Below are 21,961 nucleotides of genomic sequence, written 5' to 3' on the forward strand. Positions count from 1 at the left end.
ATAGAGTATGTCAAGAAGAAGCTTGTTCCAGTAACTCTTCACAGTTATTTCGTATTTGTTCTTTAATTTATAGTTACGGTACAAATACCTGTTTCCTTATTCATTGATATAGCATCGACTTATTATTAACTAAAATTATCATTTTCGCAAATGTATATTTTCAACCTTATGATCTGATCCTTTTTTTAAAACTAGATTGGCCCGTCCTTTTGTCGGAAGTATATTTTCATGTAAATTTTTCAAATTAATTTCTTCCCAAATTTGAGTCGCTAAATTAATGGTATCTTCTTTAGACAAATTAGTGTAACGATGAAAGTACGATTCGGGCCTTTGGAACGCTGTCTTTTGAAGTAGAAGAAACCTTTCAACATACCACCGTTCAATGTCGGGTACGTCTGCATCAACATAGAGTGAAAAATCAAAAAGGTCACTGACGAATACTTGATTTTCTTTGTCAACTTGAAGAACATTAACACCTTCCACTATTAAAATATCTGGATTACAGATAGTCTGGATTTCATTTGGCAAAATATCGTACGTCAAATGTGAGTAGATTGGAACTTCCACTTTATTTTTTCCTGCTTTTACATCTCCGATAACATTAATTAGTTTTTGAGTATCATAACTTTCAGGAAACCCTTTTCGTTTCATCAGTCCTTTTTCTTCTAAGAAATCATTTGAGTACAAAAAACCATCTGTAGTGACAAGACCTACGTTTCTATGATTATCCCATCTAGATAATAATGTCTGAAGTAACCTTGCTGTCGTACTCTTTCCTACAGCAACACTCCCTGCAATTCCAATGATATACGGTACTTTTTTTGCATTAGTTTTTAGAAAGGAAGATGTAGCCGTGTTAAGCTGCTGAGAAGCTTCGACATATAAATTAATTAAACGGGTCAAGGGCAAATAAACCTCTTCCACTTCCTGAATGGATATTTCTTCATTTATTCCTTTTAAGTTATCCAATTCTTCTTCAGTTAAAGGAAGAGGAGTATGGTTTCGTAAAGATGCCCACTTTTTTCGATTGAATTCAAAATAGGGAGTATAGGAACTCATGATTTTTCATTACCTCACTTTTTAGAGTTTTAACAAGGAGGGTGTCCATAAAATTCAGGAATGATCGATGTTCCTAATCCCTTATTGACGTAATGCCCCTGTGACTTGAGGAAGAACTTGAAATATGCTCAAATGCATTCCTGTAAGTTTACTCATTCTTGTGTTTAATTTTTGAATGATAACCCATTTGTCTCCAAAGCAGCCCTTAGTTTTGGTAAAGAAGCTGGTCCCATACCGTGAAATTTCAATATCTCTTTTTCACTATATTTTGTTAGCTGTTGTAAAGAGGTTACCCCATTGTGTTCCAATGCTCGTCTGGCTGGTGCCGAGAGTAGTGAAAGAAATCCGTCTTCAGGTTTGCGTTCTTGCTCACAAACCGGGCAGGTCGGACAGTCGCTGGATTTATAGTATTTGTGTCCTTCGTCGCAAGTCCTTAAAGTTTTTTTTGAAATTGTCATTATTAATGTCTCCTTTTCTCTCAAGAAATTTCCCAGCCATACTTTCGTCAATCTGCTCCAATTTCCTTTTACTCTCGTCGGTTTAAGACCAAATTCTATTAAGAATAATTCTATTGCACAATTCATTCGTCACGAATTATATACTCTTTTTCATTTAGCTTATATATTAACAAACCATTCATTTTTATTAAACAGCTAACCTCTGCCACGACTTTTGCATAACCTTCATTATTAGATTGAGCACCAGTTAATGAAAATACCCTGTCCGGTGCTTAAAGATGTAAAAAGAAGGGATAGTGGAACTTAATCCAATAGTTTAATTTTAATCCTTTTTTTCGTGGGACCTTTTTGTTGAATCTTCATAATGGAAAAGTCTTTAATTTCATTTGTGTTGTTAACGTGGGTTCCGCCACATGCTTGCTCATCAATATCATTTATTTGAACGATTCGAATTTGGTTAAGAGAGGCTGGAAGTAAATTAATGACCGTTTTAATAAACCCTTCTTTTTGCTCTGCTTCAGTCCTGCTAATTGTTTTCGTGTAAACATTATGGGGGTGTGCCAGTATCTTCTTTATCGATTGTTCTAATGAATCAAATGGTATTTCTTCCATTATTTCAGGAGAAAAAGTCAGCTCTAATCTCGCATGATCTTTTTCAATTTGACTGCTTGTAGCTAAAGCATTGTAATGTTGAAATAAATAACCTGAAATGACATGCAATAATGTGTGGTACTTCATATTCTGAAACCGCCAGGACCAGTCAATTTACATCTCTACTGTTTGATTAATGTCCTGTAATGGACGTTCTAGTTCATGAATTATTTCACCATCTATTTTTTTTTACTGTTACTATTTTATAGGTTTCATCACCTTGTTTAATAACCCCTCGGTCACAAGGCTGCCCACCGCCACCAGGATAAAAAATCGTTTGATTAAACACAACAAATCGATCTTGTATGGAAACAATATTTGCCGAACATTCTTTTAGATAACTATTCTCTAAATATAACTCTATCGAGGCCATTTTTTTCTCCTTTAGTTGCCTTAATATCCTCTACCAGCATTTCAACATGTTCTTTTTTCGTAGCCCAACTAGTACAAAATCTCACAGCACTGTGTGTAGCATCGACTTTTTCCCAGAAGGAGAATGAATACTTTTTGCCTAATTCCAAAATTACATCTTCCGGCAAAATGGGAAACTGCTGATTCGATGTAGAATCATATCGTAATGAAAATCCATTTTCAACAAACGCTTCTCGAATCATGATTGACATTTCCACTGCATGATTAGAAATTTCATAGTATAAGCCATCTTCAAATAAGGTTTCAAACTGAATTCCCAAAAGTCTTCCTTTAGCCAGTAATCCTCCCTTTTGCTTGATGAAATATCGGAAATCCTTTTTCAGGGCATCATTCATGATGACTACCGCTTCACCAAACATTGCACCAATTTTCGTTCCCCCTATATAGAACACATCACAAAGCCTTGCAATATCCGCCAAGGTTAAATCGCTGTCTATTGAAGCCAAACCATACCCTAATCTAGCGCCATCCAATACCAATGGCAAACCACATTCCCGGCAAACTTTACTTAATGCTTCCAATTCGGCTTTACTATAAGTCGTTCCATTTTCTGTAGGGTTGGAAATATATACCAAGCCTGGCTGTACCATATGCTCATGAGTAACATCATTCCAGTGAGCATCATATAATTCTTTCACCTGATCAGCTTCAATTTTCCCATCATCACTCGGTAAAGTAAGTATTTTATGACCAGTGGCTTCAATTGCTCCTGTTTCATGTACTGCGATATGACCAGTAATTGCAGCCACTGCACCTTGATGCGGCCGCAAAATTGAAGCGATGATAGTTGTATTCGTTTGTGTTCCTCCTACTAAAAAGTGTATATCGGCATTCGCAGCATCACACTCTTTTCGAATGTAAGCTCTCGCTTTTTCACAGTGTTCATCCACTCCATACCCGGGTGTTTGTTCTTCATTGGTTTCTATTAATCGTTTCAGAATTCGCTTATGAGCACCTTCTGTATAATCATTTTCAAAACGTATCATCCTATACCCTCCCCAAACTATCCAATTTCTTCTGAATGAACATCATAGAAGCATGGATTTCTTTTATTTCATTTTGTGATAATCCTTGGAATAACCTCACTATTTGTTCATCGGATTTTTCATTAAGCTGGTTAAAAAGTGTCATCCCTTCAGGAGTCAACCGAATCAGGCTAGTTCTGTTATCCAAGGTCGAGTTTTCCTTCATAACCAGTCCATCTTTACTTAACTTGTTAATTATTCTGCTCATATAGCTGCGATCAATTTCCAGTTTATCAACTAAATTATTTGCTATACACTGCTCCATCAAACCGATTTCTAAAATTACCCGTGCCTCAGTGAAAGAATATCCGGTATCCAAAATATGCTTATCCAATACACCAAGTATATTCGTATAAAATCTATTGAATTGCCGTATATCAGCAATGGTATTTTTATTTATATTCATTATAGACATCCTTTTTAGTGGACTTTATCCACTAATACTTTAGTGTGATTAGTGGACTTTGTCAACTTTTTTCAATAAACTTTGAAGGATCAATCGATACCACTAGTTTGACCAATTTAAAAAATTCACTTTAGAGCTTGCAACACCTGCTGCAATCAAAAAAGGAGCTGCCGATAAGCAGCCCCAAACTAGTTGAACTAACGCACTCTTATATTAAGTAAAATTTTTCACAAATGAAGAGAAGTTGCCAATATGACAGCTCTGTTCCGTTCTTTAATTCTTGCATCTGAGGGTTGAATAAAAATTGGGCTTATATGTGATTTTTTAATCTCTTTTCCATCAGTTCTGCCATTTGTTTCGAATCTGGATTTCCTTCATTTTGTAATTTATCAATGATGTTAATATAATCCGTTTCATTTCGGTTCTGACTTAATTTATAAGCAGCCTGAATGTCTCCCACCTTAATCTTAAATCCAACTATGCCTTTCAGTTCACTTTCTAAGAGATGAGGAGAAAGTTTATCCCATAAAACAGGATTTTCACGATTTTCTTCATATTTTTCCAGCATTATTGTTAATTCTTCTATTAATTCATCTTTCCCTAAAATGCTTGCTTTACCATATACATGGACGGCTTGATAATTCCATGTTGGAACTTCTTCATGCCCATACCAAGAAGAAGAAATGTAAGCGTTCGGTCCCTGAAACATAACAAGCACATCTTCACAGGTTTCAAATGTTCTCCACTGAGGATTTCCATAAGCCATATGCCCAGTAATATAGTAATCATCACCTTTTTTATTTAACCCCAAAGGCAAATGAGTGGCAATCGGTTTCCCTTGTTCTGTTGTGACAATCGTGCCAAAAGAGTTTTTTTGAACAAAACCCCAAATTTCATCAACATTTTTGACCTTATAATATTTTGGAATATACATAATAATCCACCTTTCAAAAAAAGTTATGTGAGTGTTTTGGTCATTATAAGGTCCATTTGTTCTTCATCACCCATATAAAAGGAGTGGGCTCCAGTTTGAACAAACCCCAGTTTCTTATAAAAAGTGATAGCATTTTCATTTTTTTCCCATACACCTAGCCAAATTTTATTTTTTTTACCTTCCATCGCAATTTCAATAGCTTTATTTAGCAGATATTTTCCAAGCCCATGTTTTTGAAATTTTTTCTTTATATAAACCCTCTCGATTTCAAGTGATTCATCACCCATTTCTTCAGACTGAGCATTATCGGTATTGACCTTTAAATATCCAGCCACTTCATTATTAAAATAAACAAAATAGAATTGCGAAGAAATATTGGATAATTCATTTTCTAATTGTTTTAAGTTAAATGCCCTTTCCAAATAGGCATTCATATTTTCGGGTGAATTCTGATGCTTAAATGTCTCATTAAATGTTTCATAACTAATTACTTGAAGTTTGCGTGAATCTTCAAGGGTACATTTTTTTATATTTAAAGTCATTTAAATATGTCACTCCTTTATAGAATCAATAAGTTCTCTTGTTTCCCTTTTTTACAAATTCCCAGTCTTTTTCTATATTTTTTCTTACTCTTTGAAGAAGATTGAAAATGGTTTCGACTTCTCTTTCGGAAAATCCCTCTAATGCAACGATATTGGAATAATCATTTTCTCTTTTTATAAAAGGATAAACATTTTTCCCTTTCTCTGTTGGAGAGAGTTTTTTAATTTTTTTGTTATGTTTATCTTCTTTCTTTTCAATAAAGCCATCAATTTCAAGTTTTTTTATTGCACGAGCTGCTGTTGTTCGATCTACTTTTATCATCTCAGCTAACTTTTCTTGAATGATTCCCGGGTTTTCACATATTCGCACAAGGTACAAATACTGCCCTTTTGTAAGGTCATGCTCTTTAAATTCTATATTACTTATAGAATCCAATGCCCTTGCAATCATTCCTATTTCACGAAGAATTTCCTTCATAATTAACTCCTTAGTACATATTTTTGTTGCAAATGCAATAAAATAGGCATATATTAAATTTAACTTAATTTTGTTGCGTTTGCAACAAAAAAATAATGATAAAGGGGTCGAGTAAAGTGAAGTATATTTTTTATGTATTAGGAATTTTAATATTAACGCTTGGTATTTCTTTCACTATACAATCAGACCTTGGAACTTCCCCTTTTGATGCACTTTTAGTAGGACTGTCCATAAATGTGGGGCTTACTGTGGGTAGTTGGGAAATAATAATAGCATTAATATTGATATGTTGTAATTCATTTTTAAAAAGACAAAGACCAGAAGTTTTGGGGTTGTTAACAGCATTTATAACAGGTATTGGTATTGATACGTGGCTTTTTTTATTGCACAATTTGATAACACCTGAACTATGGTACAGCAAAGTTGTTTGTTTTGGAATCGGCTTAGTTTTTATAGGATTAGGAACTGCAACATATTTACACACAAATTTTGCACCGATTCCAGTTGACCGGTTAACATTAATCATACAAGAATTAACTAGAACAAATATATTTTTTTCGAGAACATTCATTTACCTCGTATTCTTGATAATGGCAATGATTTTAAATGGACCAATTGGCATTGGAACTTTATTAACCGTCTGTTTAGGGGGGCTAATACTTAATTACTTTATGTCATTTACTGAAAAAGTATTAGACCGGATATTAACACACTCTAGTACATCACCAAATTATGATAAAAATAAAAAGCATTCAATATAGAATGCTTTTTATTTTTCTTGTTCAACTATCCTGCCCCATTTTAGCTCCATAGAAAAAGAGCTGCCGCAGCAACTCTCTTGATGTAAGGACCCGTTACTTAAAGAGGATTTTCAAAAAGCGCTTTGTTTCTTACTTTTTCGGTCAATTGTCTTAATTTTTTTAATGAAATAATAATGTTTGTAGAGGGCGAGCACTACCAATAAGATTTTCACTAATAGGATGTCCACATAAAATACAGAAATTACGATGAAGAAGTCGGCAATTAAATTGATTCGGATTTTCTCTTTTCGAGTCATACCTTTTTTTTGCAGGAATGCTTCAACGTACTTTTCATATAATGAGGTGCTTTTGAACCAGTTTTCAATCGACTTGGAACTTTTAGCAAAGCAAAAAGCAGCAAATAAGTAAAACGGACCGCCCGGCAGAACTGGTAACACAGTCCCTGCAATACCAATCACAAGAGATATGAATCCAAGAAGAAAAAATAGGATACTTTTTACCTTTTTAATTGTAATCACCTTTTTATTTATATTCTATTCCCTTATAACGTAAAGAGGAAGTATAATTGATTCAAGTAACTTCCCTTTTTCTTCTTGAACTAACCTGCCGTTTGTTGCATAAAGAAAGAACTGACTTTAAAACAGCTCCGATCTTCAGCTAACGCACCCGATAGTTTAATAATCTCATTTAAATTCGGAAGGATTGAACCAAACATTCTTCATCATCGACAATTTTCTTTTTTTCTTCAAACTCTATATTCAGCGCACTAAAAACCCTTCTCCAAAATATAACAGCAGGAATATTCTTAGCTAATTCAACAATATAGTAACTACCCTTTTTTTGTTTAAACAATTCCTTTAATAATGAAATGGCAATACCTTTTCTTCTATATTTTTTCAACATAAAAATATCATTAATACTGTAATCACAGTCCTTTTTTAAAAATGGCCTTTCTAAAAGTAATAAAAACCCTACAATTGTCTTATCTTTTTTTAAAAAATATGGTGTTACCCCTTCTTCCTTCCAAATTAATTCAAATGAATCAAATTCAAATGAACCATCTGTTGATATGTCTAAACCATCGGTATACTCTGAAAGGTCATGTAAATAAAGGGAATATAAATTCTGAAGAATATGCTTTTCATCATTGGAAATGGGGTTTAATGAAACAGTCATTGTTATACCTCTTTTACAATTAATTAAATTCTCACTTAATTTATTACTACATGGATTTCATTTGTCCTTCTTGAACTAACGCCCCGATAGTTGCATAAAGAAAAAGCTGCCTTAAAGACAGCTCTGATCAATAACTATTAGACTACTTAATCTTGTTCATCAAGTTCAATAAAATAATGATCCTTACGATATGACACTGCCTCCATGGTTGCTATCAGGTTTTGCTCATGCAAAACGTCTATTCGATAAAATCCTGTCCGATAGTTTCGTTTAACTTCCGTTGCACGGGCTACTATCTTATCTCCGGGTTTAGCTGATTCAATAAACTGGATTGTTGTCGAGAGTCCTAAGGATGTTTTTCCATATGCATTACAGGCTACCGAAAAAGCATGATCTGCTAAAGCATAAATAACTGCCCCGTGTACAGTTCCATATGCATTTACCATATGGCTTTGCACTTCTAACGTTGCTTCTGCAGTACCTGCCTCGAATTTTGTTAACTGAATACCTAAAGACTGAGCATACGGATCGTTTTTTACTTGCTCATGAATTTGTTCATAGTGTTTTTCATAAATGTGATACTCATCCATTTTCTTTTTCACCATTACCTACCCCTTTGATTGAATATTTTACCCACCACCATTGAAATAAAAATGGAAATGCGAGATGAAACAAGTCAGTACCAATATGATTTTTAAAAAACCAATTGAACCAACATCATGTAGACAATCGTTCCCCCTGCTATGGAAAGGAGCATCATTTTCTTCCAAAAGTGAAGCAGGGCAACTACAGCCACCGCAATAAATTCAGGGATGCCGTGACTTCCGGATTGTATGCTCACATCCTTTAAACAATAAATGACCAAAAGCCCAATTACCGCGGATGGCAGTATTTTACCGAGATACTGAACATACTTCGGTGTGGGTTTACCGGATGGGAAAACGATGAATGGAAGAAACCTTGTAAGCATTGTGCCTAAAACAACCATCGCAATCGTAATGATTTGCTGTGTTAAATCCATTGTCATATGGTCTTGACCTCAACTTTCTCTAATGGCTTTCTAAGTAAGGTGAGTACCCCTAAAATTGCAAACATAGCAGGGATGATGAAATTGTTTCCACCAAAAATAATAAGGCAGACAGCTGACAGCCCAAGCCCTGCGAGAGCACTATGATGGTTTTTCTCTTTCATCCACTGTTCAATGAAAATTACCACAAAGAGAGCAGTCATAACAAAATCGAGTCCTTCTGTGTTGAACTTGACAAGTGATCCAAAAATGCCACCTATCGCTGCTCCTATGACCCAATAGACATGATTAAGCAGTGTTACAAATGTCATAAACCAGCCCTTGTCTACATTCTGCGGAACATCAACCGTACAATTGATGGAAAAAGACTCATCGCAAAGCCCATAAATCAGATACAGCTTTTTCTTCCCGGTCCCTCTATACTTATCAAGCATGGAAATGCCATAAAACAAATGTCGTGCATTCACCATTAAAGTTAGAAAAAGGGCGTTAATCGGATTGAATGCGACAAGCAATAAATTGGCTGCAATAAACTCCATTGATCCTGCAAATATTGTTAGACTCATCAAGATCGGGTAAATCGCACTGAAACCTAATGAATTCATATAGATTCCATAAGCTATTCCCAAAAATAAAAACCCTGCAAAAATGGGGACTGTATATGGAAAAGCCGAACGAAATGCCATCCATATTTGTTTTCTTTTTTTCATATGATCCACATCCTGAACTACTAATTTGATACTAAATTTAACATACAAAATCCATACAAAAAATAAGATAATTGTATGGATTACAATTATCTTCAAATTAATAAAAGCCCCCATCTTGATGAAATGGGGGCTTTATTTGTTCTACTTCTTCTTTATGCAATATGGGCTCTTCTAGATTCACATTTTTCAAACCATACATTTTATCATTATAATTCCGTACAATAATGATATTATTGTATGGAATACGATAGTAGAGGTGCAGTATGCCAGTAAATTCATTTGACAATTATCCAATGTCTTGGAAACCTGATAAGAAAGCATTAAAGCGTCCTTTTTATAAATCTCTTGCATCATTACTTGAACAAGATATAACAAATGGTTTTTTAGCACCTGGAACAAAGTTACCTCCGCAACGAGAATTGGCAGATTTTCTTGACTTAAACTTCACCACGATTACCCGTGCCTACAAAATATGCGAGGTAAAGGGATTAATATATGCCGTTACGGGAAGCGGAACCTTTGTAGCTCCTAATGCCACTCGTTCTATAACCATTTCCGCGGATAAAACGGCAAACAGCATTGATCTTGGTTTTGTGGCATCTTTTGAGCAAACCAATGATATTGTTACAGAAACTATTCAAAAAACGGTGAACAAAAGTTATTTGGAGCAGCTACTGAATTACAACGATCCGACTGGTATTCCACATCAAAAAACAGCAGCTATAAACTGGATGGAATCTTTCGGCATTCACGCGGATCAAGATCATATAGCAATCGTTTCAGGTGCCCAAAATGCATTGGCCATTGCCTTGGCTGCTTTGTTTGAGCCTGGCAATAGAATTGCAACAGACTTATACACATATTCAAACTTTATCGAGTTGGCAAAGATGTTCCATATTAAGTTAGTGCCCATTCCCGGAGACCAGTTTGGAATGCTGCCGGACGAACTTGAAAAGCAGTGTTGTCAAATAAATATTGACGGCATTTTTCTAATGCCCTCTTGCAACAATCCAACCACAATCATGATGTCAGATATTCGAAAGCAAGAATTGGCTGCGGTCATCCGCAAGCATCGTTTAATTTTGATTGAGGATGATATTCACGCATTTTTGACGGCAGGCATTATCTCCGATTACCGGCAGCCGATGTTCCATTTACTTCCAGGACAGAGCGTTTATATTTGTGGAACCTCTAAGTCAATATGTTCTGGATTAAGAGTTGCCTATATGGTCTATGGGGATGCATTTCGCGAGAAAATTCCCCAGGCCATTTTTAACATAAATGTAAAGACCTCTTCTTTTGATGCAGAGATTATCACAGAGCTTATCCTATCAGGAAAGGCTCATGAAATTGTTTCTCGAAAGAAACAGCTTGCACAAACTGCAAATGATATTTATTCGGAATATTTTCCTTTAAGAAAGGATGTTGGACATCCTCTCAGTCTTTATCGTTGGCTTCCAATTAAAGGACATAACGATGCGTTACAGCTGGAATCGGATTTGAAAAGGCGCGGTATTCGAGTTTTTCATTCCAATCGTTTTCAAAGCGGGCAGACCACCCCTGATATGTATTTGCGTATTGCACTTTCTTCTACAAACTCATTTGATGAGTTAAAAATAGGATTAGGAATATTAAAACAGTATCTCGACTGATGCATCAGTTTATAGCCGACACCAATATCCTGAAGGTGTCGGCTCTTCAATTATAAAAAATTGTCCTGAACTTAATAATCCTTTTTAATATGATTTTATTTATGAACCATTCTGCCCCGTTAGCTCCATAAGAAAAAGGCTGCCTCAGCAACCTTCCTTTTTAAAGCTTAGTGAAGGAAGAAAATTAATTGTAATAACGTATTAATCATTCAACCTTTTTTATCTTAGTAACAATTAAAATCCCATAAGAATCTTCAAATAACGGATCTATAACTGGTTGTCTTAATAAATATATGTTTTTGAAATTTTTCCCTAATAGATATGAGGGCAATAAATGCTCATATTTAATTACTCTTAATCATAAGGAACAAGGAGAACTTTTATTAAGGGGTGGTCTTTATGCCAACAAATTACAGAAGATGGACAGAGTATCCTTATGCAGGGGAGAGTATCCCACCTAAAGGTTCTCCAGAGGCAGGATTTGGGCCGATGTTTTTTATTTCAAGGGGAAGAGATAATGATTTCCTAGACCCTTTTCATCAACGTATTAATTGGAGAATTAAAAATCCTGAAGGTATTGATTGGGAAACTGAGTTATTGATTGTAGAGCAGACATTAAATTCATTGACTCCTCAGCAAATACATATCGCACAATATTGGGGAACAGGTGAATTAACCGAGAAAATCACCACCATAATTTTCAGGTTAGCTAAAAAGTATAAGCTGGGATCACCGAGTGTTGCCAGGGTGCAGGGATATTTCCACGCTGCTATGAATGATGCATTTGTTATAACCTGGTTTTTTAAATATCATTGGGATGTTGCACGTCCAAATCAATATGGCAGAAATCTTTCTACTGTATTGTTTACCCCTCGTTTTCCAGCTTATCCTTCTGCACACGCTACTGTGGCGGGATGTGCAGAGGCAATATTAAGTTATATTTTCCCTCGAGAGTCATTCGAAATAAAAAAAGTAATGGAAGAAAGTGCTCAATCCCGTTTGTACGCTGGCGTACATTTTAATGTCGATAACATTGAAGGCTTAAGTTTAGGCAGACAAATTGGAGAGGTAGTTGTAAGTTTATTAAGGACACAAAATCTAAATACGCTTCAATAATATTTATATGGTTCAGGTTAAATTAACCTGAACCATATAACAACTTCGATTTTAAGCTACTGCAGCTTGAATGGCTAATCAAGTAATAACTCGGACTTAAACACGATTACAGCATTTCCCGCAATCCTTACTTCCTCTGGCTCCTGATTACAAATTTTCACTTGAACATCAATGATACCCGCCCGTTTTATAGCTTCGCCCTGCACTGCTTTAAAACTGAATAAAGAATTATCATGTTTGACAAGTCCATGCTGTATTAAGTATGCGCCTAAAGGACCGTTCGCATTACCCGTAACAGGGTCTTCATTAATACCAATTGCAGGAGCAAACATTCTTCCATGAATTAAAATTTCCGAGTCGGGAGCATTCATCGTAAAAACATAGAAACCATTGCAATTAATTAATCCACTGACTTTTGTAAGTAGATCCATATTAGGGTTTAATTGGTGAAGAAGTTCCGAACTCTTAATTCCAATCATCACCTTGGAATGCCCGGTAGAAACGATTTGTACTGGACAATCTTCTAATAAATCATTTTCACTAATATTGAGAGCCGTTAATATGTTTTCCAAAGCTACACCATCAATCACCGTTTCAAAACTAATACTACCCTGCGTCATTATAATTTTGTAATCATTATCTTCATTAATCACATCGACTGGTAAAATGCCGGCACCGGTTTTATGATAAACTTTAACTGTATTTAAACTATTTTCAACTGCACGAGCATAGTGGGCCGCAATCGTCGCATGTCCACAGATGGGAACCTCATGTGTAGGCGTAAAAAAACGAATATGTACATCAGATTCACTATTGTCTGATCTAAAGATAAATGCCGTTTCCGAATTGTTAAGCTCTCTTGCAATCCTCTGCATCTCACCCGAAGATAAGCCATCTGCATTTGTTATTACACCAGCCGGATTACCTGATAATTTTTCTTTCGTAAATGAATCAATTTGATATAATCGGTATTTTCTTGCCATGTCATTTCCCACCTTTAATATCTTCAAATTCTTGTCCTTTCACTATCTTTAATTCTTATTATATTAAAAGTTCCCCCGTTGCTTCCATAAAATGCTTGATGGAGTTCAAACATGCAGCAACAATTACATCGGGATGTACCCTTTTGTCATAAAACAAATATCAAAACAGGAAAAAAAATGAAGACCATAACAAAATAAAGCTACGAATCTGTTTGTTTGATAAATAACCTAAAAAATCAAATTGGGTTAAGGACTAATTAATTAATCCATTAGAAAAGGGCTGCCGCAGCAACCCTCATTTTTTACTTTGATTTTCTTATCAATGCAACAAAACAAACTTCGCTTAGAAAAATCAAAAGTGAATTATAGGTTAATCACTTTATCTTCAGTCTGAGCATCTGTCTGAGCATCAGCTTGTCCACGTTTACCTATTCCAAAAGCGTAAAAACTAATTACAACGATACCTAGAAAACCTATTCCTACCATAAGCGACATCCGTGTGTCATCATTGAACCACATGCCGATTAACACCATAATCAAGAAAGCGATGGTCAGGTAGTTTGTAACAGGTGCAAATGGCATTTTGAATGGATGATTGTCCATCTCGGCTTTTTTTACTTTTCTGAATTTAATTTGGCTGATCAGAATGACAAACCACGGAATCATACCAGGAAGTACACTCGCACTGTATACATGTACGAATAAATTTTCTGGTGCAATATAACTCAAGACAACGCCAATAGCTAACCCGACTATCACTCCGAACGTACCGAATAATGGGACACCGCTATTAGATACTTTCGCAAAGAATTTTGGCGCTTGTCCATTCATACCTAATGTATAAAGCATACGGCCTGCACTGTAAATACCACTATTGCAGCCAGACATAGCAGCCGTGATTACGACAAAATTAATGATTCCAGCTGCTGCTGTAATACCAACTTTCGCAAAAGTCGCAACAAATGGGCTGCCGATCGTGCTTAATTGATCCCAAGGGTAAACGGTTACAATAATGAAAATCGCACCGATATAGAAGATTAAGATACGCCAAATGGTACTTTGAATCGCTTTAGTTATCGTGTTTTGCGGATCTTTTGCTTCACCAGCTGTAATCCCAATTAGTTCTACACCTTGATAAGCTGCAACGACTAATGAAAGAGCAAAGAAGAACCCTTTCCAACCGCCCGTAAACCATCCACCATGTTCCCAAAGATTCGATAACCCTAATGCTTCTCCTCCGTTACCGATGCCAAAGAAAATAAGTCCAAATCCTGCAACGATCATTAATATAATCGTTATGATTTTAATCAGTGCAAACCAAAATTCAATTTCACCAAAGGATTTAACGGAAATTAAGTTCGCTGCTCCAAGAATCACCATTGCGATTAAACCTGGTATCCACGCAGGAAGATCAGGGAACCAATACTGCATGTATGTCCCAACTGCAATTATTTCAGCCATCCCGACAATAACCCACTGGAACCAGTTACTCCATGCAGTCATATACCCTGCCAATGGATGAATGTACTTATAGCCAAATGTTGCAAACGAGCCTGTACTTGGTTCTAAATACAACATTTCCCCCATTGCACGCATAATTAAAAATATAAATAACCCTGAGATTGCATAAGCTAACATTACAGAAGGACCTGTCCATTGAATCGTGCTGGCTGAACCCATGAATAAACCAACACCAATCGTACCGCCCAAAGCGATCATCTGAATATGACGGCCTTTTAACTCCCTATTCAAATCTTTGTTTGCCATTCCATTTCCCCCTACACTACTAATAGTCGATTCTGATGCAAGATGTTTATTGCTCTCCCTATTTAGTACAGAAATGATATAGCAGGCTCCACTTTTCACTATCATAAAGCTGCCCCATAAAATCATTCTTCACTTCTAATTTAAGCAATCCTGACAGTTAATAAGATTCTTAAAAATTATAACGTAATTCCAGATCGTGGATTTCAAGTTAATGCTGTATCAAGTATCATAAGAAATTTGAAACCAAGCATTTAACCTAATCAACCCACTCGCATGGAAAGCGCTTACTTTTTATTGGTTTTAAAAGTGAAACCCTTTAACGTTATCTGAATATAGTAACTCGAATAAAAGAGTATTACAACTCTTTTATTCGGCTACTAGCAGATATATTTATGCGGTTACTAAAAGTGACCTTAATTTCAGCTTCACCAACATATCATTCGTCATTTTTTCCAAATCATAATCCGCCTTAAATCCCCACTCTTCTTTTGCACAGGTTGAATCTATTGTATTTGGCCAACTATCGGCAATCGATTGTCTTACTGGATCTACGTCATAATTCATGACAAATTCCGGAATATGCCTTTTTATCTCGGCTGCAATTTGCTCCGGATCAAAGCTCATTGCAGACACATTGAAAGAATTCCGATGTTTTAATTTTGAGGCATCGGCCTCCATTAGGTTAATGATGGCAGCTAAAGCGTCAGGCATATACATCATATCCATATACGTTCCCTTATCAATGTAAGAAGTATATCGCTTGTTTTTAATCGCTTCATAGTAAATTTCAACTGCATAATCGGTTGTTCCCCCGCCAGGAGGTGTAACATATGAAATCAATCCCGGGAATCGAAGACCCCTCGTATCAACCCCAAATTTATGATGGTAATAATCACATAATAACTCCCCTGATACCTTATTAACTCCGTACATCGTATTCGGTCGTTGAATGATGTCTTGCGGTGTCCAATCCTTAGGTGTGCTTGGACCAAACGCACCAATTGAACTCGGTGTAAATAATTGGCAATCAAGTTCCCGTGCCGATTCCAAAGCGTTGACCAATCCGCCCATGTTTAAATGCCAAGCTAAAAGAGGCTTCTTTTCAGCTGTTGCTGACAATAAAGCAGCTAAATGTATGATCGTATCCACTTCATGTTTTTTTGCCATATTAAACATCGCTTTTTCATCTGTAACATCTAAAGTCTCGAATGGACCTGATTGGACAACATCGCTGTCCGTTTTCCGAATATCTGTTGCAATGATATTGTCAGATCCATAAATCTCTCTCATTTTCAGCGTAAGTTCTGAACCTATTTGACCTAAAGCCCCCGTTACCAAGACCTTTTTCATCAAAATCCCTCCCCTTTTTCTCTCTTTCCCTTAAATGATCGACATCTCTTTTCCTACTTTTTCATAAATGGCTAGTGCACGATCCAGCATCTCTTTTGTATGAGCAGCTGTAGGCATATTCCTCACTCTTCCTGTTCCCTTTGGAACGGTAGGAAATACGATGGATTTAGCATACACGCCTTCTTCATTCAGTCTCTTACTGAATTGCTGCGTTTTTGCTTCATCTCCTATAATGCAAGGCGTAATCGGTGTTTCGCTCTCCCCGATATCAAACCCTAATTCTTTTAGACCCTTTTTCAAGTACTCGCTATTTTCCCACAGCTTATTTTGAAGATCTGAGCTATTCATCAAAATATCAATGGCTTCTATACTAGCTGCAACTGCTCCCGGTGTGACAGCAGTTGAAAATAAAAATGGACGGCTTCTCACTTTTAACCAATCAATTAAATCTTTCTTTCCTGCTACATAGCCACCTACAACACCTATCGCTTTGGATAAAGTTCCAATTTGGAAATCCACTCTATCCGATAACCCGAAGTGTTTTACCGTTCCAGCACCATTACCCAATACCCCTGAGCCATGTGCATCATCAACATAAGTAATTAAATCAAACTCTTCTGCAATCTCAACAATTTCAGGGAGCTTGGCAATATCCCCATCCATCGAGAAAACGCCATCAGTAATGATCATGACCTTGTTATACAATCCGGACTCTTTTGCTTGACGTGCTTTCGCTCGTAAATCGTCCATGTCCGAATGAATGAAGGGAATAATCTTTGCTTTGGATAATCGACATCCATCAATGATAGAAGCATGATTCAATTCATCCGAAAGAATGGCATCATGTTTATCCATCACTCCTGAAATCGCTGCCATATTACAATTGAAGCCCGATTGATAAGCAATCGCCGCTTCTGTATGTTTAAATTCAGCAAGCTTTTCTTCTAATTTGACATGAATATCCAATGTTCCGTTGATCGTACGAACGGCACCGGCTCCGACACCATATGTTTTCGTTGCTTCTATGCAAGCCTCTATCAATCGTCGATCTGTCGCTAAACCTAAATAGTTATTTGATGATAAATTAATTAACTCTCTGCCTGCAATGGTGATTACCGGACCGTTTGGACCTTCTACAGGATCAATAACGTTGTAAAGTCCTTTTTCTTTTAAATCTTCCAAATTTTCTTTCAAAAATTTATTTAATATTTCACTAGACATTTAATATACCCCCTCATTGATGGTTGGAATAAGTGCAGGATTATTATATGTTTTACCCCAATTTCAAGAATACTGAAATTTACTCTTTTTTCTAAAAATACATGTGTCCTCTCCATAAACACATAGGGAAGTAACCTAAATCCCTTTATACTAATAGTTATATCAATCATAATAATAGAAAATTTTAATGTTGTCCATATTGTGTGGACAAAAAAATCGGAATTTTTGTAGTTTTGTAAAAAAGTTCGCTCAAAAATGTGTTTAAATCGGGGTAAATTCGAAGAGAATATCATCATCAATTTTCCAAGTTAACCTATGTTTTATCTTCTGGTTTTTGGAGACCTTAACAAATGACCACAAATAAGGAGGGGTATATAGTGAAAACAGAAGATGAAAAAACCTCAGAAGGTTTAAATGAGATTTTTGAAATTATCAATGCAAAAGGTGACATAGGAGAATTAAAAGAAATCGTTCAAAAATCCGATGACCAAATAAATGAAGACAAGTAATCTAAGAGGATTTAATTATCCTCTTTTTTTATCGTTTTCCATGGTTCAAATGGACTGTTTGAGTCAAATACACAACAAAGGGTCCATTCAAACTTCCATTTAGTTCCATAAAAAAAGAGCTGATGATCAGCCCCTGAAAGTTGAGGTAAATTTCACGTAAAAGAAAATTAAAAAAGTTATGCACATTATCAGGAATTAGGATTTTTCCCATCTCCCACTTCCTTTATCCACACCTTATGCACAACTAAAATTGAAGCCAGTTCCTTTCTTTTATGCCGACTTCGAATTTACATTACGGGTTCATCTTTTTCATCTTGTTAAGTAAAGGACCATCTGAATTTTTGTTTTCCCCTATTACAAAATTCGTCATCTAATAGGTCAAATTAACCATAATGATTATTGGTTTTTTTAACAATAACTCATTCACAAAGTAAACTCCGTTTGGGATTTGATCCAATAACAACACCGATAAAGAAACATATATACCGCATGTCACTTGAAAGTATGAATGAGCAGAAGGTGCCTTAGGGACACCTTCTGTTTTTTTGCCATTTCACACTTTCTAATGTCTTCAATAAAATCAAACGAAAAGAAATAGACCCTGAAATCGGAAAAGTATTTTCCCGAAACCAGTGCCTAATATGATGTACATGATTAATATAGTTGCTATTTACTGAACCTTAACCCCTATATTTCAAAGCTAATCCTTTTAAGAAATTCCTGGCGTATCGATCTCCGCACTCTTTATAATTCCTATGGCCAATCTTTCTTAAAATAGCGCTTAATTCTCCTTTGGTTATCATGACTCCTGCTTCCTCCAAGATATCAATCATATCCTCACTGGTTAATGTCAATGCTATTTTCAGTTTCTTCAGAAGGATATTATTCACACTTTCCTTATTCTTTACAGCCGGTTCCTGGCTTTGGGGCTGACCGGGTTTTGGCTCTTGTCTCCCTCTTTTAAAAATGATCAAGCCATTTAAAAAGGACTCTAACATCATGTTATTGCAGTTTATCCCTTCTTCATCTTCATCTATATCATCGTCGTATTCATCATAGTAATCATCTTTTGGTTTTGTGAGCATCTGCATGACTTCTTCTCTTGTCACTTTAATGTCCCCAAGTTTAAATATCTCTACCATATCGTTATTTTTTATATCCAGCGCGTATCTTAATCGAATTAATATATCATGATTATGCATCCAAAAACCTCCTATGTATTTCTCAATTTTCACAGTACCTTCATTATTTCACAAATGGATGGAAATAAACGCAGATGAAAATCCGAGAACCTTTTACAGATTCCCGGATCCTTCTGCTTATTCTTTAATCAGCTTCAACGAGGTAACTACTTCAACATGACTCGTCTGCGGGAACATGTCCACCGGCTGCATGGTTTCAACGCTATATGAACTGCTTAGTTCTTGTAAGTCCTTCGCCAATGTGGATGGGTTACATGATACGTACACAATGGTTTTCGGTTTAACTTTCAAAATTGTTTGCAGTAGGGATTGATCACAGCCTAATCTTGGTGGATCGACGACGAGTACATCCGGTTTCCAGCCTTCTTTGGTCCAGCGTGGCAGGATATTCTCGGCTTTGCCTGTTTCATAGTATACATTGTTGCGATTATGTTTTTTGGCATTTTTCTTGGCGTCCTCAATGGATTCTTTAATGACGTCCATTCCTCGGACTTCTTTGGCATTTTCAGACAGCCATAGTCCAATGGTCCCTACGCCGCAATAAGCGTCAACGACTTTTTCCGTGCCGGTTAAAGCTGCTGCTTTTTTCACTTCATCATATAAGCGAACAGTTTGGACCGGGTTAAGCTGGAAGAATGTACGCGCTGATAGTTCATAAGATATGTCGCCCAATGTTTCGTTGATGACTTTTTCGCCTGCCAAATGAATCGTTTTTTCTCCAAAGATAAGTGAGGTGTTTTGGTTGTTGATGTTTTGAACGACCGATTTCACTTCTGGCAGTTGGTCACGAATTTGTTTAAGCAGCTGATCCTTTTGTGGAATTTCTTCCGCTCCTGTAACAAGGACAACCTGCACTTCACCTGTTTCAAAGCCTACCCGAGTAATGACCGTACGGATTACACCTTTTCTTTTTCTTTCGTTATAAATCGAGATATTCAGGTTCTTTAGTATCTTTTTCACCGTACGTGTTACTTTATTGGTTGCCTTATGCTGTACAAGGCAATTCGGGATATCGATCAGTGTATGGGAATTCAAACCATATAGACCAGCAATCAATTTGCCATCTTTTTGGCCTACTTGGTACTGACTTTTATTGCGATAATTCCAAGGATCTTCCATGCCGATCGTTTCTTTTACATTTAATGAAGAAACTGGGAATTCCGAATAACGTTCCATCGCTTGAATGACGATATCGCGTTTTTCTACAAGCTGCTGGTCATAGCTTAAATGCTGTAACTGACATCCGCCGCACTCTGCGTAAACCGGACATGGTGCTGCAATCCGGTGTGGCGATTCTTTCCGGATGGTTTTAATTTTCGCCTCGGTAAAGTTTGGCTGTACTTTTGTGACCAAAGCTACAACTTCTTCACCAGGTAATGCTCCAGGGACGAAGACGACTTTCTTTTTGAAATAACCGACTCCCTCTCCGTTAATGCCAAGCCGTTTAATGGTAAGGGGAAGGGTTTGATTCACTTCCAGTTTTGTATCTTGAATGTTTGTCATTTCTTTTCACTCCGTTTTTCGATGCTTCTCCACAAATAGAGGGAAGCGTAGCTTAGATATGGAGCCCAGTTCACACTATAGGATTCCATTTCTTCTTGGGTTGGCTTTTGCGGTAAGCCATATAATATTTTCAAGGCATTTTGAATGCCAATATCGGCTTTGGGAAATAGGTTCGGCCGGCCGAGTCCAAAAAGCAGGAAGTTTTCAGCCGTCCATCTACCGATACCGCGTATTTTTATTAGTGTATCCATAACCTCTTGATCGGATAGCTTATCCATTATACCAAGATTGAGTTGGCCCTGAATGATTTGCTCGGAAAGTCCGATGACGTATTCCGCTTTCCGGCCACTGAATTGAATGGCCCTTAATTGCTCAATTTGAAGTTGGGCGGTTGTTTCCGGTGTCGGATAAAACCAGGCACCTTCTATCTGGTAGCCGAATGTTTTAACGAATCGTTCCGTGAGCGTATGAGCAAAAGATAGGTTTAATTGCTGATGTATGATGCATTTGACGAGGCAACTGTAGTAATCGAAGTCCAAGACTATAGCTGTACCGCGGTGCTCCTCGAAGATTTCCCGCAAATCGGATTCCCGAAAATGCCGGGAAACGCCTTCTAATGGCTGATGCCAATGAAAAACCTTTTTTAACCTTTCGAGTGCTTTAAACTTGTCCTCTTCTGAATGACCTTTAATGATAAAAGATGGATCTTCGATATTTCCTATTGCCTGAACCTGCAAAACGATTGGTTCTTTTTCTATATATAGCGGAACTTTTACCGTCCTGTTAGAAAAATCAACTACCTGAAGTGGGTCTAACGATAATCGTTCGAGAACTAGATCGAAATTATAGGGTCCTTGAACCTGTAATTTTTCTGTCCACACAAGCGATCCATCCTTTAGCAGTTTTCCACGTATTATAGCATGTTTCCAGAAATATTACTTGAAATAGAGGAGAATGGATAAAAGCGGGACCTGAATCATCACTACAGGACCCGCTTTT

Annotated in this window: 26 protein-coding genes; 4 read left to right on the forward strand and 22 right to left on the reverse strand. The window is 36.6% G+C overall.

Annotated features, from left to right (window positions below):
• Positions 1–138: 138 nt before the first annotated feature.
• The 9 genes from coaA to QUF94_RS24025 all read right to left on the reverse strand — a co-directional run bounded on the left by coaA (position 139) and on the right by QUF94_RS24025 (position 5,985).
• The gene (gene coaA / locus QUF94_RS23985) at positions 139–1,059 is read right to left on the reverse strand and encodes a type I pantothenate kinase (RefSeq protein WP_289318046.1); all 921 of its coding nucleotides are present in this window, start codon (positions 1,057–1,059) and stop codon (positions 139–141) included.
• Positions 1,060–1,223: 164 nt separating this feature from the next.
• Positions 1,224–1,517, reverse strand: a complete 294-nt coding sequence (locus QUF94_RS23990) for an RNA polymerase alpha subunit C-terminal domain-containing protein (RefSeq protein WP_289318047.1) — start codon at positions 1,515–1,517, stop codon at positions 1,224–1,226.
• Between the two features lie 303 nt (positions 1,518–1,820).
• The gene (locus QUF94_RS23995) at positions 1,821–2,255 is read right to left on the reverse strand and encodes an alanyl-tRNA editing protein (protein WP_289318048.1); all 435 of its coding nucleotides are present in this window, start codon (positions 2,253–2,255) and stop codon (positions 1,821–1,823) included.
• 85 nt (positions 2,256–2,340) lie between these two features.
• Positions 2,341–2,541, reverse strand: a complete 201-nt coding sequence (locus QUF94_RS24000; RefSeq protein ID WP_289318049.1) for an alanine--tRNA ligase-related protein — start codon at positions 2,539–2,541, stop codon at positions 2,341–2,343.
• The gene (locus QUF94_RS24005) at positions 2,510–3,586 is read right to left on the reverse strand and encodes a threonine aldolase family protein (RefSeq protein ID WP_289318050.1); all 1,077 of its coding nucleotides are present in this window, start codon (positions 3,584–3,586) and stop codon (positions 2,510–2,512) included. Before QUF94_RS24005 ends, QUF94_RS24000 begins: the two co-directional genes overlap by 32 nt.
• A gap of 1 nt (position 3,587) precedes the next feature.
• Positions 3,588–4,031, reverse strand: coding sequence for a MarR family winged helix-turn-helix transcriptional regulator (locus tag QUF94_RS24010; protein WP_289318051.1), 444 nt, complete (start codon positions 4,029–4,031; stop codon positions 3,588–3,590).
• Positions 4,032–4,341: 310 nt separating this feature from the next.
• Positions 4,342–4,965: an FMN-binding negative transcriptional regulator gene (locus tag QUF94_RS24015; RefSeq protein WP_289318052.1), complete on the reverse strand. Its 624-nt coding sequence runs from the start codon at positions 4,963–4,965 to the stop codon at positions 4,342–4,344.
• 23 nt (positions 4,966–4,988) lie between these two features.
• Positions 4,989–5,507 (reverse strand): spermidine/spermine N(1)-acetyltransferase, encoded by a 519-nt coding sequence (paiA, locus tag QUF94_RS24020; protein WP_289318053.1) that lies wholly within the window; start codon positions 5,505–5,507, stop codon positions 4,989–4,991.
• 25 nt (positions 5,508–5,532) lie between these two features.
• On the reverse strand, positions 5,533–5,985 hold the full coding sequence (locus tag QUF94_RS24025) for a MarR family winged helix-turn-helix transcriptional regulator (RefSeq protein ID WP_289318054.1): 453 nt from the start codon (positions 5,983–5,985) through the stop codon (positions 5,533–5,535).
• A gap of 116 nt (positions 5,986–6,101) precedes the next feature.
• Between QUF94_RS24025 and QUF94_RS24030 the strand changes: the two genes are divergently transcribed.
• Positions 6,102–6,746 (forward strand): YczE/YyaS/YitT family protein, encoded by a 645-nt coding sequence (locus QUF94_RS24030; protein WP_289318055.1) that lies wholly within the window; start codon positions 6,102–6,104, stop codon positions 6,744–6,746.
• A gap of 110 nt (positions 6,747–6,856) precedes the next feature.
• On the opposite strand, the gene QUF94_RS24035 is transcribed toward QUF94_RS24030, so the two are convergent.
• From QUF94_RS24035 to QUF94_RS24060, 6 genes are all read right to left on the reverse strand, one after another.
• Positions 6,857–7,264 (reverse strand): YbaN family protein, encoded by a 408-nt coding sequence (locus tag QUF94_RS24035; protein WP_289318056.1) that lies wholly within the window; start codon positions 7,262–7,264, stop codon positions 6,857–6,859.
• 169 nt (positions 7,265–7,433) lie between these two features.
• Positions 7,434–7,922, reverse strand: coding sequence for a GNAT family N-acetyltransferase (locus QUF94_RS24040; protein WP_289318057.1), 489 nt, complete (start codon positions 7,920–7,922; stop codon positions 7,434–7,436).
• A gap of 146 nt (positions 7,923–8,068) precedes the next feature.
• Positions 8,069–8,524: a PaaI family thioesterase gene (locus QUF94_RS24045; RefSeq protein ID WP_483313672.1), complete on the reverse strand. Its 456-nt coding sequence runs from the start codon at positions 8,522–8,524 to the stop codon at positions 8,069–8,071.
• A 92-nt stretch (positions 8,525–8,616) separates the two neighbouring features.
• On the reverse strand, positions 8,617–8,949 hold the full coding sequence (locus tag QUF94_RS24050; protein ID WP_289318059.1) for a branched-chain amino acid transporter permease: 333 nt from the start codon (positions 8,947–8,949) through the stop codon (positions 8,617–8,619).
• Positions 8,946–9,659 (reverse strand): azaleucine resistance protein AzlC, encoded by a 714-nt coding sequence (gene azlC / locus QUF94_RS24055; RefSeq protein WP_289318060.1) that lies wholly within the window; start codon positions 9,657–9,659, stop codon positions 8,946–8,948. The genes QUF94_RS24050 and azlC overlap by 4 nt, the downstream gene beginning before the upstream one ends.
• Before the next feature lie 97 nt (positions 9,660–9,756).
• Positions 9,757–9,945: a hypothetical protein gene (locus QUF94_RS24060; protein ID WP_289318494.1), complete on the reverse strand. Its 189-nt coding sequence runs from the start codon at positions 9,943–9,945 to the stop codon at positions 9,757–9,759.
• Between QUF94_RS24060 and QUF94_RS24065 the strand changes: the two genes are divergently transcribed.
• Both QUF94_RS24065 and QUF94_RS24070 read left to right on the forward strand, forming a co-directional pair.
• Entirely contained in the window at positions 9,923–11,311 is a 1,389-nt protein-coding gene (locus QUF94_RS24065) for an aminotransferase-like domain-containing protein (RefSeq protein ID WP_289318061.1), read from the forward strand. The genes QUF94_RS24060 and QUF94_RS24065 overlap by 23 nt on opposite strands.
• Positions 11,312–11,710: 399 nt before the next feature.
• Positions 11,711–12,427, forward strand: coding sequence for a vanadium-dependent haloperoxidase (locus QUF94_RS24070; protein WP_289318062.1), 717 nt, complete (start codon positions 11,711–11,713; stop codon positions 12,425–12,427).
• A 74-nt stretch (positions 12,428–12,501) separates the two neighbouring features.
• On the opposite strand, the gene QUF94_RS24075 is transcribed toward QUF94_RS24070, so the two are convergent.
• From QUF94_RS24075 to QUF94_RS24090, 4 genes are all read right to left on the reverse strand, one after another.
• Complete coding sequence (locus QUF94_RS24075) at positions 12,502–13,410, reverse strand: PhzF family isomerase (RefSeq protein ID WP_289318063.1); 909 nt, start codon at positions 13,408–13,410, stop codon at positions 12,502–12,504.
• Between the two features lie 363 nt (positions 13,411–13,773).
• Positions 13,774–15,177, reverse strand: coding sequence for an amino acid permease (locus QUF94_RS24080; protein WP_289318064.1), 1,404 nt, complete (start codon positions 15,175–15,177; stop codon positions 13,774–13,776).
• Between the two features lie 390 nt (positions 15,178–15,567).
• Complete coding sequence (locus QUF94_RS24085) at positions 15,568–16,527, reverse strand: L-threonine 3-dehydrogenase (RefSeq protein WP_289318065.1); 960 nt, start codon at positions 16,525–16,527, stop codon at positions 15,568–15,570.
• A gap of 30 nt (positions 16,528–16,557) precedes the next feature.
• On the reverse strand, positions 16,558–17,748 hold the full coding sequence (locus QUF94_RS24090) for a glycine C-acetyltransferase (protein WP_289318066.1): 1,191 nt from the start codon (positions 17,746–17,748) through the stop codon (positions 16,558–16,560).
• Positions 17,749–18,125: 377 nt separating this feature from the next.
• On the opposite strand from QUF94_RS24090, the gene QUF94_RS24095 reads away from it, so the two are divergent.
• Positions 18,126–18,257, forward strand: coding sequence for a hypothetical protein (locus QUF94_RS24095; RefSeq protein WP_289318067.1), 132 nt, complete (start codon positions 18,126–18,128; stop codon positions 18,255–18,257).
• Positions 18,258–18,937: 680 nt separating this feature from the next.
• On the opposite strand, the gene QUF94_RS24100 is transcribed toward QUF94_RS24095, so the two are convergent.
• The 3 genes from QUF94_RS24100 to QUF94_RS24110 form a co-directional block, all read right to left on the reverse strand.
• A complete protein-coding gene (locus QUF94_RS24100) occupies positions 18,938–19,459 on the reverse strand; it encodes a YehS family protein (RefSeq protein ID WP_289318068.1) in 522 nt (173 codons plus the stop codon).
• 117 nt (positions 19,460–19,576) lie between these two features.
• Positions 19,577–20,962 carry a 23S rRNA (uracil(1939)-C(5))-methyltransferase RlmD gene (gene rlmD / locus QUF94_RS24105; protein ID WP_289318069.1) on the reverse strand — a complete coding sequence of 462 codons (1,386 nt, stop codon included), beginning with the start codon at positions 20,960–20,962 and terminating at the stop codon, positions 19,577–19,579.
• Positions 20,959–21,843: a DNA-3-methyladenine glycosylase family protein gene (locus tag QUF94_RS24110; protein WP_289318070.1), complete on the reverse strand. Its 885-nt coding sequence runs from the start codon at positions 21,841–21,843 to the stop codon at positions 20,959–20,961. The genes rlmD and QUF94_RS24110 overlap by 4 nt, the downstream gene beginning before the upstream one ends.
• Positions 21,844–21,961 lie beyond the last annotated feature (118 nt).

The sequence above is a fragment of the Peribacillus sp. NJ4 genome (assembly GCF_030348345.1).
Classification (GTDB): domain Bacteria; phylum Bacillota; class Bacilli; order Bacillales; family DSM-1321; genus Peribacillus.

Bases quoted from the DNA above. Each gene is read 5' to 3' on its own strand.
- coaA (WP_289318046.1), bottom strand. From the start codon at position 1,059: ATGAGTTCCTATACTCCCTATTTTGAATTCAATCGAAAAAAGTGGGCA.
- QUF94_RS23990 (WP_289318047.1), bottom strand. From the start codon at position 1,517: ATGACAATTTCAAAAAAAACTTTAAGGACTTGCGACGAAGGACACAAA.
- QUF94_RS23995 (WP_289318048.1), bottom strand. From the start codon at position 2,255: ATGAAGTACCACACATTATTGCATGTCATTTCAGGTTATTTATTTCAA.
- QUF94_RS24000 (WP_289318049.1), bottom strand. From the start codon at position 2,541: ATGGCCTCGATAGAGTTATATTTAGAGAATAGTTATCTAAAAGAATGT.
- QUF94_RS24005 (WP_289318050.1), bottom strand. From the start codon at position 3,586: ATGATACGTTTTGAAAATGATTATACAGAAGGTGCTCATAAGCGAATT.
- QUF94_RS24010 (WP_289318051.1), bottom strand. From the start codon at position 4,031: ATGAATATAAATAAAAATACCATTGCTGATATACGGCAATTCAATAGA.
- QUF94_RS24015 (WP_289318052.1), bottom strand. From the start codon at position 4,965: ATGTATATTCCAAAATATTATAAGGTCAAAAATGTTGATGAAATTTGG.
- paiA (WP_289318053.1), bottom strand. From the start codon at position 5,507: ATGACTTTAAATATAAAAAAATGTACCCTTGAAGATTCACGCAAACTT.
- QUF94_RS24025 (WP_289318054.1), bottom strand. From the start codon at position 5,985: ATGAAGGAAATTCTTCGTGAAATAGGAATGATTGCAAGGGCATTGGAT.
- QUF94_RS24040 (WP_289318057.1), bottom strand. From the start codon at position 7,922: ATGACTGTTTCATTAAACCCCATTTCCAATGATGAAAAGCATATTCTT.
- QUF94_RS24050 (WP_289318059.1), bottom strand. From the start codon at position 8,949: ATGACAATGGATTTAACACAGCAAATCATTACGATTGCGATGGTTGTT.
- azlC (WP_289318060.1), bottom strand. From the start codon at position 9,659: ATGAAAAAAAGAAAACAAATATGGATGGCATTTCGTTCGGCTTTTCCA.
- QUF94_RS24065 (WP_289318061.1), top strand. From the start codon at position 9,923: ATGCCAGTAAATTCATTTGACAATTATCCAATGTCTTGGAAACCTGAT.
- QUF94_RS24070 (WP_289318062.1), top strand. From the start codon at position 11,711: ATGCCAACAAATTACAGAAGATGGACAGAGTATCCTTATGCAGGGGAG.
- QUF94_RS24075 (WP_289318063.1), bottom strand. From the start codon at position 13,410: ATGGCAAGAAAATACCGATTATATCAAATTGATTCATTTACGAAAGAA.
- QUF94_RS24080 (WP_289318064.1), bottom strand. From the start codon at position 15,177: ATGGCAAACAAAGATTTGAATAGGGAGTTAAAAGGCCGTCATATTCAG.
- QUF94_RS24085 (WP_289318065.1), bottom strand. From the start codon at position 16,527: ATGAAAAAGGTCTTGGTAACGGGGGCTTTAGGTCAAATAGGTTCAGAA.
- QUF94_RS24090 (WP_289318066.1), bottom strand. From the start codon at position 17,748: ATGTCTAGTGAAATATTAAATAAATTTTTGAAAGAAAATTTGGAAGAT.
- QUF94_RS24100 (WP_289318068.1), bottom strand. From the start codon at position 19,459: ATGCATAATCATGATATATTAATTCGATTAAGATACGCGCTGGATATA.
- rlmD (WP_289318069.1), bottom strand. From the start codon at position 20,962: ATGACAAACATTCAAGATACAAAACTGGAAGTGAATCAAACCCTTCCC.